Source organism: Adhaeribacter rhizoryzae (assembly GCF_008629685.1).
GTDB lineage: Bacteria > Bacteroidota > Bacteroidia > Cytophagales > Hymenobacteraceae > Adhaeribacter > Adhaeribacter rhizoryzae.
Window position 1 is genome coordinate 91,919 of the sequence record NZ_VWSF01000018.1, and the last position, 14,721, is coordinate 106,639.

The window sequence follows — 14,721 nt, forward strand, 5'->3', positions numbered from 1 at the left end:
ACCCCCTTTAATTAGATAAGTTTTAATAAATATTCTCAAAAGGCAGGATAGCACAGGATAGTTAACGAACACACACCTTATAAATTAGAAAATATCTAACGAAACTCTTAACCTGAAAGTGGTACCCGGAAGTTCGGGACTAGCTACTCAGAGATTAAACCGGCAATATTCACCTTCACCTAAACCACAAGATTTATGAAAGACAATTTACTTAAAAGAGCGGGGTATTGGTTGATACTTCCACTTGTCCTGTTGGCTACAGCAGGTGCCTGGGCCCAAAGCGCTGGCATAAAAGGCAAAGTAACCGATGAGCAAGGCGGCGGATTACCCGGCGTTACGGTTTTACTAAAAGGCACTACCAATGGCACGACCACCGATGCAAGCGGCACTTATGCCTTAAATATACCCAATGGCGGCGGTACCCTGGTAGTTTCCTTTATTGGTTACCAAACCAAAGAAGTAGCCATTAACAACCAGACTACCATAAATATTACCTTGTCTCCGGATGCCAAAGCCCTGGAGGAAGTAGTGGTAGTAGGCTACGGTACCCAGCGTAAATCCGACATGACCGGCGCGGTAAGTTCGGTAAAAGCCGAAGCTTTGCAGGAACGGCCGGCGGCGTCGCTGAATCAGGCTTTAGCCGGTCGGGTAACGGGTGCCAACGTTTCGGTTAACTCCGGCCGGCCCGGCGGTCGTGCCAATATTCGTATTCGCGGCAATACTTCGGTAAGCGTTACCAACAACCCACTTTATGTAATAGACGGGGTAATCCTGAACGTAACCAACCTGGCCAACGGCAGCACCCCCATCGATTATATTAATCCCAACGACATTGCTTCTATTGAGGTGTTAAAAGATGCTTCGGCCACGGCTATTTACGGGGCACGGGGCGCTAACGGGGTAATATTGGTAACTACCAAACGGGGCAGCCAGGACGGCGGCCGCGTAAACTACGACACCGACTGGAGCATGGGTGTACTAGCCCGCAAAATGGATCTCCTGAACTCCAAAGAATTTTTAATGGTAGAAGATATTGCTTACCAGAACGCCCAAAAGTTTGACCCGGTAGGCTGGGCCGGCGGCAAGTACAAAGACCCTAAACTCAAAAGAACCGATCCCCGGCTTTTCGACGCGAACGGCAACCCATTATATGATACTGATTGGCAGGAAGAAGCTACCCAGAAAGCAATCAGCCAAAACCATCAGTTATCTTTTACCGGCGGCAGAGACAAAGACAGCTACGGCGTGTACATGGGTTACCGCAACGAAAACGGTTTAATGCGCGGCTCCTGGCTGAAGCGTTATTCCGGTCGCTTTGTGTTCGACAGCCAGGTGAAAAACTGGCTGAAAGTAGGCGGTACGCTCAGCTACAACGACCAAAACGAAAACCAGATTGACCCATTGGGTGCCGGCGGTATTATTGCCATGCGCCAGGTTTTGGAAGCATTACCCATAATTCCGGTAAAATACCCCGATGGCAAATGGGCCGGCAACGAAGACTACCCCGGAATGGAAGGCGGCGGTAACCCCTTAGATATTATTGCAAACCGCAAATACGAACTCAAGACCCAAACCATGCTGGGTAACGTGTTTACCAATATTACTTTGGCCGAAGGTTTGGAACTGCGAACTACGCTGGGCACCAATATTATTAACCAACGCATTGATTATTACGGTGGCCGCACGCTTAACTACATTTCCCGGAACCAGGGCGGCGATGCCTCGGTAAGCAACGCCCGGCACAACTCCTGGCAGTTCGAAAACTACCTGACTTACAACAAACGGTTCCGCGAAATGCATTCTTTTACCGGTATGTTAGGTTTGTCGTGGCAGCACGTAGATGCGTTTACCGCAACCGCGCAGTCGCAGCGTTTCCAGGACGATTACTTTGGGGTTAATAATTTAGGCGCCGGTGCCAACCCGGTAGCCCCAAGTTCCGGCACCAGTGCCTACGGGCTAAACTCTTACTTCGGTCGTTTTAACTATGGCTTAAAAGACAAGTATTTGGTTACTTTCACGGGCCGCGCCGATGGTTCGTCTAAATTTGGTTCGGCTAACCGCTACGCGTTCTTCCCTTCTGCAGCGGTAGCCTGGCGGGTTTCCGAAGAAGAATTTCTTAAAAGTATTCCGGCTATCTCTAACTTAAAATTGCGGGCCAGCTACGGCGTAACGGGTAACTCCGAAATTACCGCTTACCAGGCGCTGGCCGGTTTGGGTAACTACTCCGTAATATTTAACGGTTCCCGTACCATTGGTATTGGTATCAGCCGGTTGGCTAACCCCGATTTGCGCTGGGAAAAAACCCACCAGGTTGATGCCGGTTTAGAACTGGGCTTATTCGACAACCGCGTTTCCTTGGAATTTGACGTGTACCGCAAGTTGACCACCGATATGCTGTTGAGCGCACCGGTACCATCCAGCAGCGGCTATACCACCGTTACCCGCAATGTGGGCAGCATGGAGAACCGGGGCGTGGAGTTTGGCATTAATACGGTAAATATTAATGCCGGCGACTTTGGCTGGAATACTACTTTCAATATTTCGGCTAATAGAAACAAAGTAATTGCCTTAACTGGTGGGGCCGATATTTTCCAAGGGCCGACTATTATCCGGGAAGGTGAGCCGGTAGGTTCTTTCTTTGGCTACGTGCACCAGGGCACCTGGGGTACCACCGAAGCCGATATGGCCGCTAAATATTTAAAGAAGCCCGGCGATATTAAATACCAGGATGTAAACGAAGATGGCCAGATTAACCAGCTCGATCGGGTAATTATTGGTAAAGGTATTCCGGATGGTTTCGGCTCCATGATTAACACCTTCCGCTTCAAAAACTTCGACCTGACTTTGGATTTGCAGTACATGTTCGGCAACGATGTTTTGTTCCGGACGAAGCACTCCACCGAAGACCGCCAGGGTATTGCCAACAGCTTAGGCACCGTGCTTAACGCCTGGACACCCGAAAACCAGAATACCAATATTGCCCAGTTACGGCCGGTATCAGCCGGGTACAACACCAACGAAGATTCTGACCGGATCATGGATGCTTCCTTTATCCGGGGCCGCAACCTGCTGCTGGCTTACCGCTTCGCGCCTGAGTTAACCCAAAAGTTAAAGTTAAACCGCCTGCGGATTTACGCCTCGGCCCAGAACTTCTTCCTGAGCACCAAATACACCGGTTACGACCCGGAAGCTTCTACCTCGGGCGGTACTTTCGAGCAAGGCGTGGTATTGTACGACTATCCGAAGCCCCGGGTATTTATGATGGGTCTGAACATTGGTCTTTAGTAACATTCTTAAAAGCGTAAAATCAACATGAAAAATATACTTAAAACCACCAGCCAAATATTCCTTTGCGGGGCCCTGCTGCTCAGCGCCAGCGGGTGCGAAAAATTCCTGGAAGAGCCCGACAAATCGAATTTTACGATGGAGAACTATTTTACCAAGCCGGAGCATGCCGAAAGCGTGGTGAACTCTATTTACGAAAGCTTAAGAGCCACCACCGGCGGCGGCTTTAACGGCGCTCCCTGGATGATGCTGGAATTCTCTACCGGTTTAGCCAACACCGAACTGGGCCAGGCCCAAAGCAGCATTAACGTACGCAACCTGGTAAATAATGCCGACAACGAATATGGCAATACCTGGTGGGTAAGCAGCTACCGGGCCATTGGCAACGCCAACCTGGCGATTGCTAAAATTCCGGAAATCTCGATGGATGAAGCCCAGAAAAAGAAATATTTAGGTGAAGCGCGGTTCCTGCGGGCTTTTAATTACTATAACCTGGTACGCATCTTCGGAAAGGTGCCGCTCATTGATAAACCCGTGGATCTGACCTCGCCGGAACTCTACCCCGATCCGGCCACCGAAGAAGCGGTATACGGGTTAATTGTAGCGGATTTGATTGAGGCTGAAGCATCTGGTTTACCAATGTCTGATGTAAGTGGCCGGGCTACTTTAGGAGCGGTTAAATCTTTACTGGCGAGCGTGTATCTGACCATGGCGGGCCATCCGCTGCAAAAAGGAGCTGAATATTACCAGAAAGCGGCCGAAAAAGCCAAAGAAGTGATTGATTCGGGTAAATTCAAATTGTTTGGTTCTTACGACGATCTGCACAGCTACGCCACCAAAAACCGGGACGAGAATATTTTTATGGTACAATTCGTGCCCAACGTGCTGGCCTCTAACTGGCAAACTTCTATTATTCCTTACAACCAGGGTATCTCGGCTTATTCCGACGAAACCGGGGCTATTTTTGCCAATAAAGAATTTGTAGAATCGTATGAGCCGAATGATAAGCGCGCCAAAGAAAAGCAGTTTTACTACCGTACCTATACCTTAAGCAGCGACCGTAGCAAAACCGTAGACCTGGGTGGGTATTACATTTTCAAGCATTTCGATACCGAAGCGCACCTAACTACCACCAGCAGCGGACTGAATTGGCCACTAATCCGCTACGCCGAAGTACTGCTGACCTATGCCGAAGCAGCCAACGAAGCGAGCGGCCCGACAGAAGCTGCCTACCAGGCCGTGAACGCCATTCGTAGCCGGGCCGAATTGCAACCTTTACAAGGCCTGACCAAAGACCAGTTCCGGGAAGCTGTTTGGAAAGAACGCTGGCATGAGTTGAGCTTCGAAAACAAAACCTGGTTTGATATGGTACGGCTGCGGAAAGCGTTTAACGTAAAAACCAAAACCTTCGATAATTACGTGGGCCATACGTTTTCTTACGGGCCAACCCTAAAAGAGCGGGAACTGTTATTTCCTATTCCTACAGCCGAAATCCGCAACAACAACAAACTGGTGCAGAATAAAGGTTATTAGATGCTAAAGATTAATGCGTTACGAAGTTAATTTTTAATTCTATGCTAAGTTCATTAACTTAAACAGATCAAATAACAGCAGAAACTACCCTGGCCCTGCCCGGATAGTTTTTGCTGTTAATATTGAACCAGCTAAAAAACTATCAAGGTACCTTATTTAAGGTACAGCGCTTTACAATAATATTTTTATTAAAATTATAATTCTAATTTATTAAGCCCATGCGGTATATAGTTAAAATCTTTGTAGGTGTTTTGATCCTGGTGGGCTGTAAAGCCGCCGTGACTAGCCTCACTGAGAGCAACCAAAATGCTCTTAAATTCAGGAAAGGGTCGCATATTGTTTTAATTGGCAATAACCTGGGTTCCCGAATGATGAACTACGGCCATTTCGAAACCGAAATGCACCTGCGCTACCCCGATAGCTTGCTGTTTATCCGTAACATGTGCGATCCGGGTAACACGCCTGGCTTTCGGCCGCATTCCAGCCGCAATTCGCCGTGGGCATTTCCGGGAGCCGAAAAATTCCAGACCGAGCTGGCACAGAACTCCGGCAGCGAAGGCCATTTTGATACCGAAGACCAGTGGCTTACCCGCCTGAAAGCCGATGTAATTATTGCCTTCTTTGGCTACAACGAGTCTTTTCAGGGTGAAGAAGGTTTGCAAAATTATAAAGCCGAGCTAGACGCTTTTGTGCAGTATAATTTAAACCAAAAATACAACGGCACGGCGGCTCCGCAACTGGCGCTGGTATCGCCTATTGCTTTCGAAGATTTATCGAAACAGTACGATTTACCCAACGGCAAAAAGGAAAACGCCAATCTGGCCATGTATGCCGAAGCCATGAAAGAAATTGCCGCCCGGCACAAAATACACTTTATAGATGCTTTTACCCCTACCAAAGAATGGTTCGCCAGCACCGATAAACCGCTTACGATTGATGGTTCGCAACTGTCTGATGCTGGTTACGCCAGATTCTCGAAATTACTCGCCGACGAAACTTTCGGCAAAACTGCTCCTAAAGCCGAAAAGAACCGGGCTTTGGTGCATGCGGCTGTAATGGAGAAAAACTGGATGTGGCACAACGATATTAAAATACCCAATGGCGTGCATGCTTACGGCCGTCGTTACAACCCGTTTGGCCCCGACAATTACCCCGACGAGATAAAGAAAACCCGCGAACTAACTGCCATCCGGGACGAAGCCATCTGGCAGGCGACTAAAGGCAAAAAAATGGATATTGCCGCTGCCGATAAAAATACTACCCAGTTACAATCGGTAAAAACCAATTACAATCCCGAAAAAAATGGCAGCCTGGAATATTTGTACGGCCAGGATGCGCTTAATAAATTAAAAGTAGCACCCGGGTACAAAATAGAGCTTTTTGCCTCCGAAAAAGAATTTCACGATCTGGCTAATCCGGTGCAGATTACTTTCGATAATAAAGGCCGCTTGTGGGTAGCCACCATGCCTACTTACCCGCATTACCGGCCTGGCGATGCCAAACCAAACGATAAAATTATTATTCTGGAAGATACCAACAACGATGGCAAAGCCGATAAACAAACCGTTTTTGCCGAAAACTTACACTTACCGGTTGGTTTTGAATTGGCGCCCGAAGGTGTTTACTTGTCGCAAGGCACCAACATGGTACTCTTAAAAGACACCAACGGCGACGACAAAGCCGACTCTAAGGAAATATTATTAAGCGGCTTCGACGACCACGACACGCACCATGCGCACCACGTGTATACGCTCGACCCATCCGGCGCCATTTACATGGGCGAAGGTGTTTTCCTGCATACCAACGTCGAAACTTCTTATGGTCCGGTACGGGGCACTAACGGTGGCTTTTACCGCTACAATCCGCAGCGCAAAATGCTTGAGCGCACTGCCCAGCTTTCTATTCCTAACCCCTGGGGTATTATGTTTGACGAATGGGGGCAGAACTTTTTTGCCGAAACCTCCAGCCCCGATGTACGCTGGATGATGCCGGGTTCTGTGAAGTCTCGCTATGGCGTTGCCACGCATAAATCAGTACAATTAATAGAAGACAAACACCGGGTACGGCCTACTTCCGGTATCGAAATTATTTCCAGCCGCCACTTCCCGGACGAGGCCCAAGGCGATTTTCTGATTAATAACACCATTGGTTTTTTAGGCACGAAACAACACAGTTTGGTAGACGATGGTACCGGTTACAAAAGCCAGCACCGCCAGGATTTGTTGCAGTCCGAAGACCGTAATTTCCGGCCGGTTGATATGGAGTTTGCCCCCGATGGCTCACTTTATATTGCCGACTGGCACAACGTATTAATTGGCCATATGCAGCACAATGCCCGCGACCCGCTCCGCGACCACGTACACGGCCGGATTTACCGCATTACTTATCCATCGCGGCCATTAATTAAGCCGGCTAAAGTAGCCGGTGCCAGCATCAACGAGTTACTGGATTACCTGAAACTGCCCGAATACCGGACCCGCTACCGCACCAAACGCGAACTCCGTGGTCGTCCTACTGCCGAAGTATTGGCCAGCGTGAAAACCTGGGTAGCCAACCTGGATAAAAACGATCCAAGATACGAGCACCATTTATTAGAAGCGCTCTGGGTAACCTGGGGCCACAATAAAATAGACGAAACTTTGCTGCGCCAATTATTACAGGCCAAAGATTACCGGGCCCGTACCGCCGCCGTACGCGTGGTGCGCTACACCGGCCATCAGGTTAATGACCAAGCCGATTTATTGATGCAGGCTGCCCGCGATGAAAACAGCCGGGTGCGGCTGGAAGCCATTGTGGCTGCTTCGTGGCTCGACAAAGAAAAAGGCCTGGCTATTGTAAACGAAGCCGCCAAAAAACCTTTGGATGACTGGATGATACACGCCCACGAAACCGCTGTAGCCCACCTGAATGGCCGCGCCGTGGAAGCGAAAAAGCCCGAAGCCATAACCACCAATTTAAAAGGAGCCGAACGCGATTTGTTTGTTAAAGGCAAAGCCATTTACGCCCAGGAAGGTTTCTGCGGCACTTGCCACCAGCCCGATGGCAAAGGCTTAACGGCGTCTGGCTTCCCGCCGCTTTCTGGCACGCCTTGGGTAACCGGTAACGATGAGCGCCTGATTAAGATTGTGCTAAAAGGACTGCATGGCCCGATTGAAGTAGCTGGTCAGAAGTACGCCGGGCAAGTACCCATGACGCCGTTTGGCGGTATGCTGAAAGACGAGGATGTTGCCGCCGTACTTACCTATGTGCGCAACTCCTTTGGTAACAAAGCCGCTGCTATCTCGCCGGATAAAGTTAAAGAAGTGCGGGCCGCTACTAAAAACAAAACAGGCTTTTATTCGCCTACCGAATTGCTTAAACTACACCCCATGGAAACTGGTGTTCAGTAACCTTACTTAAGATTCTGATTTGCTTATTTATTCTTTTAATACACTATGAAAAAATTAAAAAATTTAAAGTACCTGTTCTTATTATCGTATTTCTTTATTGCGGTTTCCTGCGCTAATGCGCAGCCTAAAGCAAAAGCCAACGCTAAAAAGCCCCTCATCGTATTCGTGGCCGGCGACCATGAATACAGCGGGGAAGGCACCTTGCCACTTTTAGCAGCAGAATTAGAGAAGAACTACGGCTTTAGAACCAAAGTACTCAATGCTTACCCAGACCAAAATGCGGAAGAAAATATTCCGGGTTTAGAAGCTTTGAAAGAAGCTGATTTAGCCGTGTTTTTCCTGCGCTGGCGGCGTTTACCCGCCGATCAGGTGAAACATATTGAGGATTATTTAAAAACCGGTAAACCCGTTGTTGGTTTCCGGACCACTACCCACGCCTTTAATTACCCCAAAGGCCACGAACTGGAAAAATGGAACGCTTTCGGCGAAATGGCTTTTAACTCGCCTCCCGGCTGGGGCGGTGCTGCCAAACATACGCACTACGGCCACAACTCCAGCACTGATGTTACCATTATACCAGAAGCTGCTAAAAACCCAATCCTGACCGGGGTAGATAATAAATTTCATGTCCGCTCCTGGTTATACCGGGTGCTGCCCGATTACCCGACCAAAGGCTCTACCTGGTTATTAATGGGCCACGCCGTAAACCCCGATAAAGCAGCTATAGACAACCCGGTTGCCTGGACTGGCAAGAACTCGTTTGGCGGTAATTTTTTCATGACCACGCTAGGGCACCCGGAGGATTTTGATTTAGAGCCTTTTCAGCGGCTGGTAGTTAATAGCATTCATTGGGCGGCCGGCAAACCGGTACCTAAAAAATGGGCCGGTAAAATTCAGATGAATGTACCTTATCACGGTATTCAAACGAGTAAATCGAGTAAGTAATATTAAGTTTACGGCATTAACCGGCTTGTTTACCCAGAATATTGTTGATTACTTACAAAAATTTAACGCAAGTGCGTTGCCTACAGCAAATATTATGTTCGCTGCAGGCAACGCATATTTATTACAATTTATTTACCCCAATAATTTATTAAATAACTGCTTCTACAAACTATGAATAAAATTGGCTTTAATGTTTTGGCTTGGTCGGCTGTAATTTCTGATGATTTAATGCCTATTCTGGATAGGCTAAAAGCAATTGGCTACGATGGTGTGGAGTTTTTTGTTGGATCGCCGGATGAAGCGGCTTATAAAAGAATAGGTAATTACGCCAAGAATATTGGCTTAGAAACTACTGCTGTTTTTGTAGTAGGCCAGGACGATAACCCCATTAGCGACGATGCCGCCACCCGGGGAAAAGCGCTGGATAGAATTAAATGGGCCATCGACCGGGCACATGATTTAAATGCCAGCGTCATTTGCGGTCCTTTCCACTCGGGGCACGGTATTTTTGCTAAGCGGGCGCCCCTGGATCAGGAATATATTTATGGTGCCGAAGTTTTGCGCGTTGCCGGCGATTATGCCGCTAAAGCCAATATTGTAATGGGTTTAGAAGCCCTTAACCGGTTTGAGTGTTATCTGTGTAATACCATGGAACAACTAACCCGACTGCTAAAAACCGCCGATCATCCTAACGTAAGAGCCATGTTCGATACGCACCACGCCAACATCGAAGAAAAAACTTTTACCCAGGCAATTCAAACCATTGCCCCGTATCTGGCCCACGTACACATCAGCGAAAACGACCGCGGCACCCCCGGCGAAGGCCACATAAATTTCGACGAGGCTTTTGCAGCTTTAGCCGGCATTAATTACAAAGGCTGGCTTACCATAGAAGCCTTTTCCCGGAACGATCCGGATTTTGCGAATTCGATCGGCGTTTGGCGGGAATATTCCAAGCCCTGGGATATTGCGGAAAAAGGCCTGAAATTTATTCAGGAGATGGGCCAGAAGCACGGGCTATAAATATTGATACCGGCGTTTGCCCAACAACTTTATAATAAATACAACAGGTTACCCAATAATTATACTCTGACCGATAAAAAGTAGCCTTCGTGTTTCAAAACAAAATCAGGCAGGTAATTAAATAATTTACCTGCCTGATTTTATTTTTGATATTGTTTCATCAGAAAATGCGGCTATTCTAGCGTTCTCTTTCTTCTAACGAAACATTTTCCATCAGGAAAAACCAGTACCATTTGCGCTGTACTACATTGTAACCGTTATTCGGAATAAAATAAATATTTTTACTATCGAACCGCGATAATATAGCCGAACGGGTTTTACCGGTTAGTTTCCAGATTTGAATAATATCGCCGGAACGAAAGTACCGGATGGCTTTATTGTAACGCCTTCTGGCTATCCAGTAAAGCAATACCAACGCTAAGAACGCCGCCGCTACAGTAAGTTTATTTTGGTAAATAATATTTAAAAGATAATCCCAATTACTTTTTTCAGTTACAAATTCTAAATAATAATCCCAACTTTTAAGCTCCAGATTCATTAGTTAACTTATTGGTTTGCTGCTATAACGCTAAAATACTAAGAACAAGTATTTACGAAATTCCGGACGAATTGGATAACGTACCCAAATTGAACCTGCATAACACCTGCACCCGGTAAGCCAGATACTTAGATGTAACTGCAGCAGAATATTTAAAACCGGAGGAATTTATTGCCCCAGAGCGGTTATGTAAAAAGCCTCCAAAACGAGGTAGCATCTTTAAACAAGTTCGGGCGGGAACAGGCGGCTTACTTTGTTCGTTGGTTGAAGGAAATATTCGTGATCAGGTAAAACCAATACCATTTGCGTTGCACCAAATCAAAACCATTATCCGGGATATACGAAATCCGGTCTTCATCGAATTTTGATAAAGTGCCCGACCGCATTTTGCCAAATAACTTGCGCTCCTGAATAATATCGCCGGAACGGAAAAGGATTATTTTGCGCTTGTAATGCCACCTGGCTAAAGCAAAAACCACAATTAAAAAAACTAAAAAAATAAGCAAATAAATAAACATACTTTTAAAATACGCTAATTACACCTAAAGGCTTTCCGAACAAATATTGCTTGCTTTTAACAGCAATTATGGCCTATAGCCAAAATTCAAACACAAATTTATTTTGCTTCTGCTACATCCGGTACAAAAGCTATTATTCTTAAGGGACCGCCGCTGCCGCCTTTAATTTTCAGGGGTAGGGCGATAACCTGCGCTCCGGTTATGGGCACACGATTCAGGTTAGCTACATTCTCGAAAGCCGGTATATTTTGCTCCAGTAGCGCTACGTGGCTATCATAAGTCTGCGACTGCCCAAAATCGATGCTGGCAGTATCTATGCCAACGGCTTTAACCTTGCGATTTTTAACTAACCAAATAGCTGCGACTGGCGCTAAACCCGGAAAATGCAGCGCGGCTACGCCGGCTTCTCCGCGGGTAGCGGTACCCAAGTACTTTGCCGGATCGGGCCAATATTTTCCGAAACCGGTATACAACAAAACAATACTGCTATCGGGAATTTGGCCGTGCTCGGCTTCCCAAGCCAGAAAATCTTCTACGGTAATCTGGTAATCGCGGTTGGTAGCAGCCTGGTGCGATACATCTATTTTTACAGTCGGGCCAATTAATTGTGTTAAAGGAATCTGGTCAACGGTTTTCCGGTTTTCGGCAAAATGAATGGGCGCATCTATGTGGGTGCCGCCATGTTCCGATGCGCAAAAATCAAATGCCGTGTAATAATAGCCTTTATCGGTCCGGCCCGCGGCTACGGTATCTAGTTGAAAGGGCTTCGAAGTGGGCCAGGTAATGGTTTGGGCCGAAAGGTCGTACGATAAATCAAGCCATTGCCCGGCCGGGAAGGTGGCAGACTGGTTGCAGCTAGCGCCTACGGAGCAAAGCAGCAACAGCAGCGCAATTCTTTTGGTTAACATATACCACGTAATTAAATTTTATATGCTTCCGGTTAATGCACCATTATTTAACTGTTTAACCATTTGCCGGAATTATTTTTGCCGAAACGCGCCTTTCTTTAATTTACTTTAAAAAGCTTATAAAACCAACTTATTTACCAAACCCGTACGCTTATGGCAATCTGCTCGCCAATGCTGATTAATTTTTGTTTTTATAAAATAGCTGCTCGCCCAGGCCGGCCAGTTCCTGTTTGTCTTCTTTAAACTGGTTATGTTCATATATAATCATGTTTAGCAAAGGTAATCCGCTTTTGGGCACTTCGTTTACCACATCGGTTAGTACAGAACCCTGCGCCGCATTATTGCGGTAAATTACGCCAAACATAAAAGGCCCCTGGGTAGCTACTTGTTTACCATGGTTCGGGAAAGCCCAGTTTTTAATGGCCCACCGGCAGTTAATAAATTTGTTATTCAGGTACAAATGAAAAAAGTTGGGGTCGTGGCCGGTATTATGCTGAATGGCAAAATTAGCAATGCCGGCCCGTAAACTTTGCAGGGTATTTTCAGCAGCAATAAAATTGAGCACTCCGCCAAATGGCTCAATGCCGGCGGTTGCGGTATGCTCTTCTGAGGTAACTGCCCGGGTTTTGCCATCCAGGAAATTCTGGTAAACCACAATGCGGTCGTGAAAATCGCCGATTACCACATGGCTGCTGCTATCGGGTATAACCCGCCAGGGCTGATGCAGCGTTATAGTGCCGTTGTGATTGCGAATAATGCGCCGGGACTGGCCAAAACCTTTGCCTTTGGTAATTACGGCATAGTGTATATCGGGCGTTTTCTGGTCGTAACCCGAAATGGTAATAGTATCTTCGTTGGCGGCTTTAACATATCCGGCCCATTTGCCTTCGCCGCCTTCCCACATAAACTGCTCACCCGAATTTTGGTCCGGATCTTCGCCATGCCGGATGGGGTTGTGCGCGGGCCTTACGGTTAAGTCGGTGGTCGTATTCTGGCCCAAGTAGGTATTGCGGCAACTTCCCCAAATGCCATTACCCGTAAAAAAACGACCTTTGCCCCAGCCGGCGCCACTATCTAAGTCACGGTTATCTAAATCCTGGCAGGTATTGCGCGTTAAACTAATCCCTACGCCGCCCCAGCTATGCAAAGCCATATCGGTATCGTTGGTTAGTTTAAAGCTATTTTCATCGAAAAATAATTGGGAGCCTTTACCTAAAAACGACGCCTTGCCAATAAATTCGCACTGGTTAAAAAAAATATAGCGGCAATCGTGTAAGTCCAGTAAATCGTAGCCCTGAAAAGAAAAACCAACGTTGGTAAATCTTACTTGTGTGCTATGCCGCAGAAAAACGGGTTTATCTATGGCACCTCTAAAGTTTTTGTTTGTATCGAATGTTAAACTACTTACCCCAAAGTTTTTTACGGCACCAGAAACTAAGCCCTGGGCCGATTTAGAAAAAGTAGCCGCGCATTTTATATAAGTTTTGTCTTTACCGGCACCACGCCACCGGGTATTAGGTGTAGCCGGTAAATAATCGTTTACGAAATAAACACCCGCCGGAAAAACTACGGTACCGCCCGCTGCATTTTTAGCCGCCTCTATGGCCTTCCGGATGGCCGTTGTATTTGCTTCTGGTGTAGCCGTGGATGAAGCACCAAAATCTTTAATATTAAATTCCTTGCCCGCAAACTTTACGGCCGGCTTAACGGTAAGCGGCAGCGGGGCCGCCCAACCAAAATTACTACCTACCCCATTATACGCCCAAATCTCATATTCTCCAGCCGGTAATACGGCGGGCACAATAAAATCTATTTTATAAGGATTTACCTCTTTTACGTTGGCCCAATAGCCTTTACCGTGCGCCGAGGTTAGATACACGTAAGCGGCCAAACTTCCCCGGCCATTATTCTGCGCCAGGTTACACCCATACACCGACATAGTTTGCCCCGGACTCGCATTATCTGGCCCCAGCCACCAAGCATCCGTTTTGTTTATAGCTACCGGCAACCCGTAGCCAGCCTTATTAACTGGCCATACCAAGTACATCTGCCATTTAGGTAAATCTTTGGGCAGGGTAATAATGGCCCTATCGGGTAATATGCGTTGGATAACCGCATCTTTAATCTGGTCTGAAGCATAAACCACAAAACGCGTATCGGGGGTAAAGTTTATCCCGGTTAGTACCACCGATTCATCGGGGCCGGCCGTGCGGGTCCATTCGGCAATTTCAGGCGTGTTAATGCCGGTAGTTTGGGGTGCCGGCGGGGTAAAAGCTTTACCAGGCGTAACAGGCGTTGGTTTGGGCTGATTTACTTTTAAGCTAGCCGGAAATGTTCTGGTTTTCTGCAAGGTAAGCTGGTTTGTACCAGAATTATTCTGGTAATCTGCCGCCCAGTAGCTGGCAGCATTATTTACGGTATGTTCTGGCCCGGCAGCACGTTCTAGCCCAAATATTGGTAATGGTGGCGTATTCGCTCCTTTATCTATCATCTACTATTTAAAACCTGAAAAACACACAATATATTGCCTTTACAATATATAATATTCTTTCACCTAAAAACAAACGGCGCTTATAAATATC

At 47.1% G+C, this 14,721-nt stretch carries 9 protein-coding genes; 5 read left to right on the plus strand and 4 right to left on the minus strand.

Going from position 1 to position 14,721, the window contains the following annotated elements; translation table 11 throughout:
* Positions 1–195 precede the first annotated feature (195 nt).
* From F0145_RS19285 to F0145_RS19305, 5 genes are all read left to right on the plus strand, one after another.
* Positions 196–3,285 carry a SusC/RagA family TonB-linked outer membrane protein gene (locus tag F0145_RS19285; RefSeq protein WP_150091010.1) on the plus strand — a complete coding sequence of 1,030 codons (3,090 nt, stop codon included), beginning with the start codon at positions 196–198 and terminating at the stop codon, positions 3,283–3,285.
* Between the two features lie 27 nt (positions 3,286–3,312).
* Positions 3,313–4,818, plus strand: coding sequence for a RagB/SusD family nutrient uptake outer membrane protein (locus F0145_RS19290; protein ID WP_150091012.1), 1,506 nt, complete (start codon positions 3,313–3,315; stop codon positions 4,816–4,818).
* A 218-nt stretch (positions 4,819–5,036) separates the two neighbouring features.
* Positions 5,037–8,207, plus strand: a complete 3,171-nt coding sequence (locus tag F0145_RS19295; RefSeq protein ID WP_150091014.1) for a PVC-type heme-binding CxxCH protein — start codon at positions 5,037–5,039, stop codon at positions 8,205–8,207.
* Positions 8,208–8,252: 45 nt separating this feature from the next.
* The gene (locus F0145_RS19300) at positions 8,253–9,152 is read left to right on the plus strand and encodes a ThuA domain-containing protein (protein WP_150091016.1); all 900 of its coding nucleotides are present in this window, start codon (positions 8,253–8,255) and stop codon (positions 9,150–9,152) included.
* A gap of 171 nt (positions 9,153–9,323) precedes the next feature.
* The gene (locus tag F0145_RS19305; RefSeq protein ID WP_150091018.1) at positions 9,324–10,175 is read left to right on the plus strand and encodes a sugar phosphate isomerase/epimerase family protein; all 852 of its coding nucleotides are present in this window, start codon (positions 9,324–9,326) and stop codon (positions 10,173–10,175) included.
* Positions 10,176–10,353: 178 nt separating this feature from the next.
* Here F0145_RS19305 and F0145_RS19310 read toward each other — a convergent pair whose 3' ends face one another.
* The 4 genes from F0145_RS19310 to F0145_RS19325 all read right to left on the minus strand — a co-directional run bounded on the left by F0145_RS19310 (position 10,354) and on the right by F0145_RS19325 (position 14,630).
* Positions 10,354–10,713 (minus strand): hypothetical protein, encoded by a 360-nt coding sequence (locus F0145_RS19310; protein WP_150091020.1) that lies wholly within the window; start codon positions 10,711–10,713, stop codon positions 10,354–10,356.
* A gap of 248 nt (positions 10,714–10,961) precedes the next feature.
* On the minus strand, positions 10,962–11,192 hold the full coding sequence (locus F0145_RS19315) for a hypothetical protein (RefSeq protein ID WP_150091022.1): 231 nt from the start codon (positions 11,190–11,192) through the stop codon (positions 10,962–10,964).
* Between the two features lie 137 nt (positions 11,193–11,329).
* Positions 11,330–12,139, minus strand: a complete 810-nt coding sequence (locus F0145_RS19320) for a cyclase family protein (RefSeq protein WP_150091024.1) — start codon at positions 12,137–12,139, stop codon at positions 11,330–11,332.
* A 178-nt stretch (positions 12,140–12,317) separates the two neighbouring features.
* On the minus strand, positions 12,318–14,630 hold the full coding sequence (locus F0145_RS19325) for a glycosyl hydrolase family 28-related protein (protein WP_150091026.1): 2,313 nt from the start codon (positions 14,628–14,630) through the stop codon (positions 12,318–12,320).
* Positions 14,631–14,721 lie beyond the last annotated feature (91 nt).

Bases quoted from the DNA above. Each gene is read 5' to 3' on its own strand.
- F0145_RS19285 (WP_150091010.1), top strand. From the start codon at position 196: ATGAAAGACAATTTACTTAAAAGAGCGGGGTATTGGTTGATACTTCCA.
- F0145_RS19290 (WP_150091012.1), top strand. From the start codon at position 3,313: ATGAAAAATATACTTAAAACCACCAGCCAAATATTCCTTTGCGGGGCC.
- F0145_RS19295 (WP_150091014.1), top strand. From the start codon at position 5,037: ATGCGGTATATAGTTAAAATCTTTGTAGGTGTTTTGATCCTGGTGGGC.
- F0145_RS19300 (WP_150091016.1), top strand. From the start codon at position 8,253: ATGAAAAAATTAAAAAATTTAAAGTACCTGTTCTTATTATCGTATTTC.
- F0145_RS19305 (WP_150091018.1), top strand. From the start codon at position 9,324: ATGAATAAAATTGGCTTTAATGTTTTGGCTTGGTCGGCTGTAATTTCT.
- F0145_RS19310 (WP_150091020.1), bottom strand. From the start codon at position 10,713: ATGAATCTGGAGCTTAAAAGTTGGGATTATTATTTAGAATTTGTAACT.
- F0145_RS19320 (WP_150091024.1), bottom strand. From the start codon at position 12,139: ATGTTAACCAAAAGAATTGCGCTGCTGTTGCTGCTTTGCTCCGTAGGC.
- F0145_RS19325 (WP_150091026.1), bottom strand. From the start codon at position 14,630: ATGATAGATAAAGGAGCGAATACGCCACCATTACCAATATTTGGGCTA.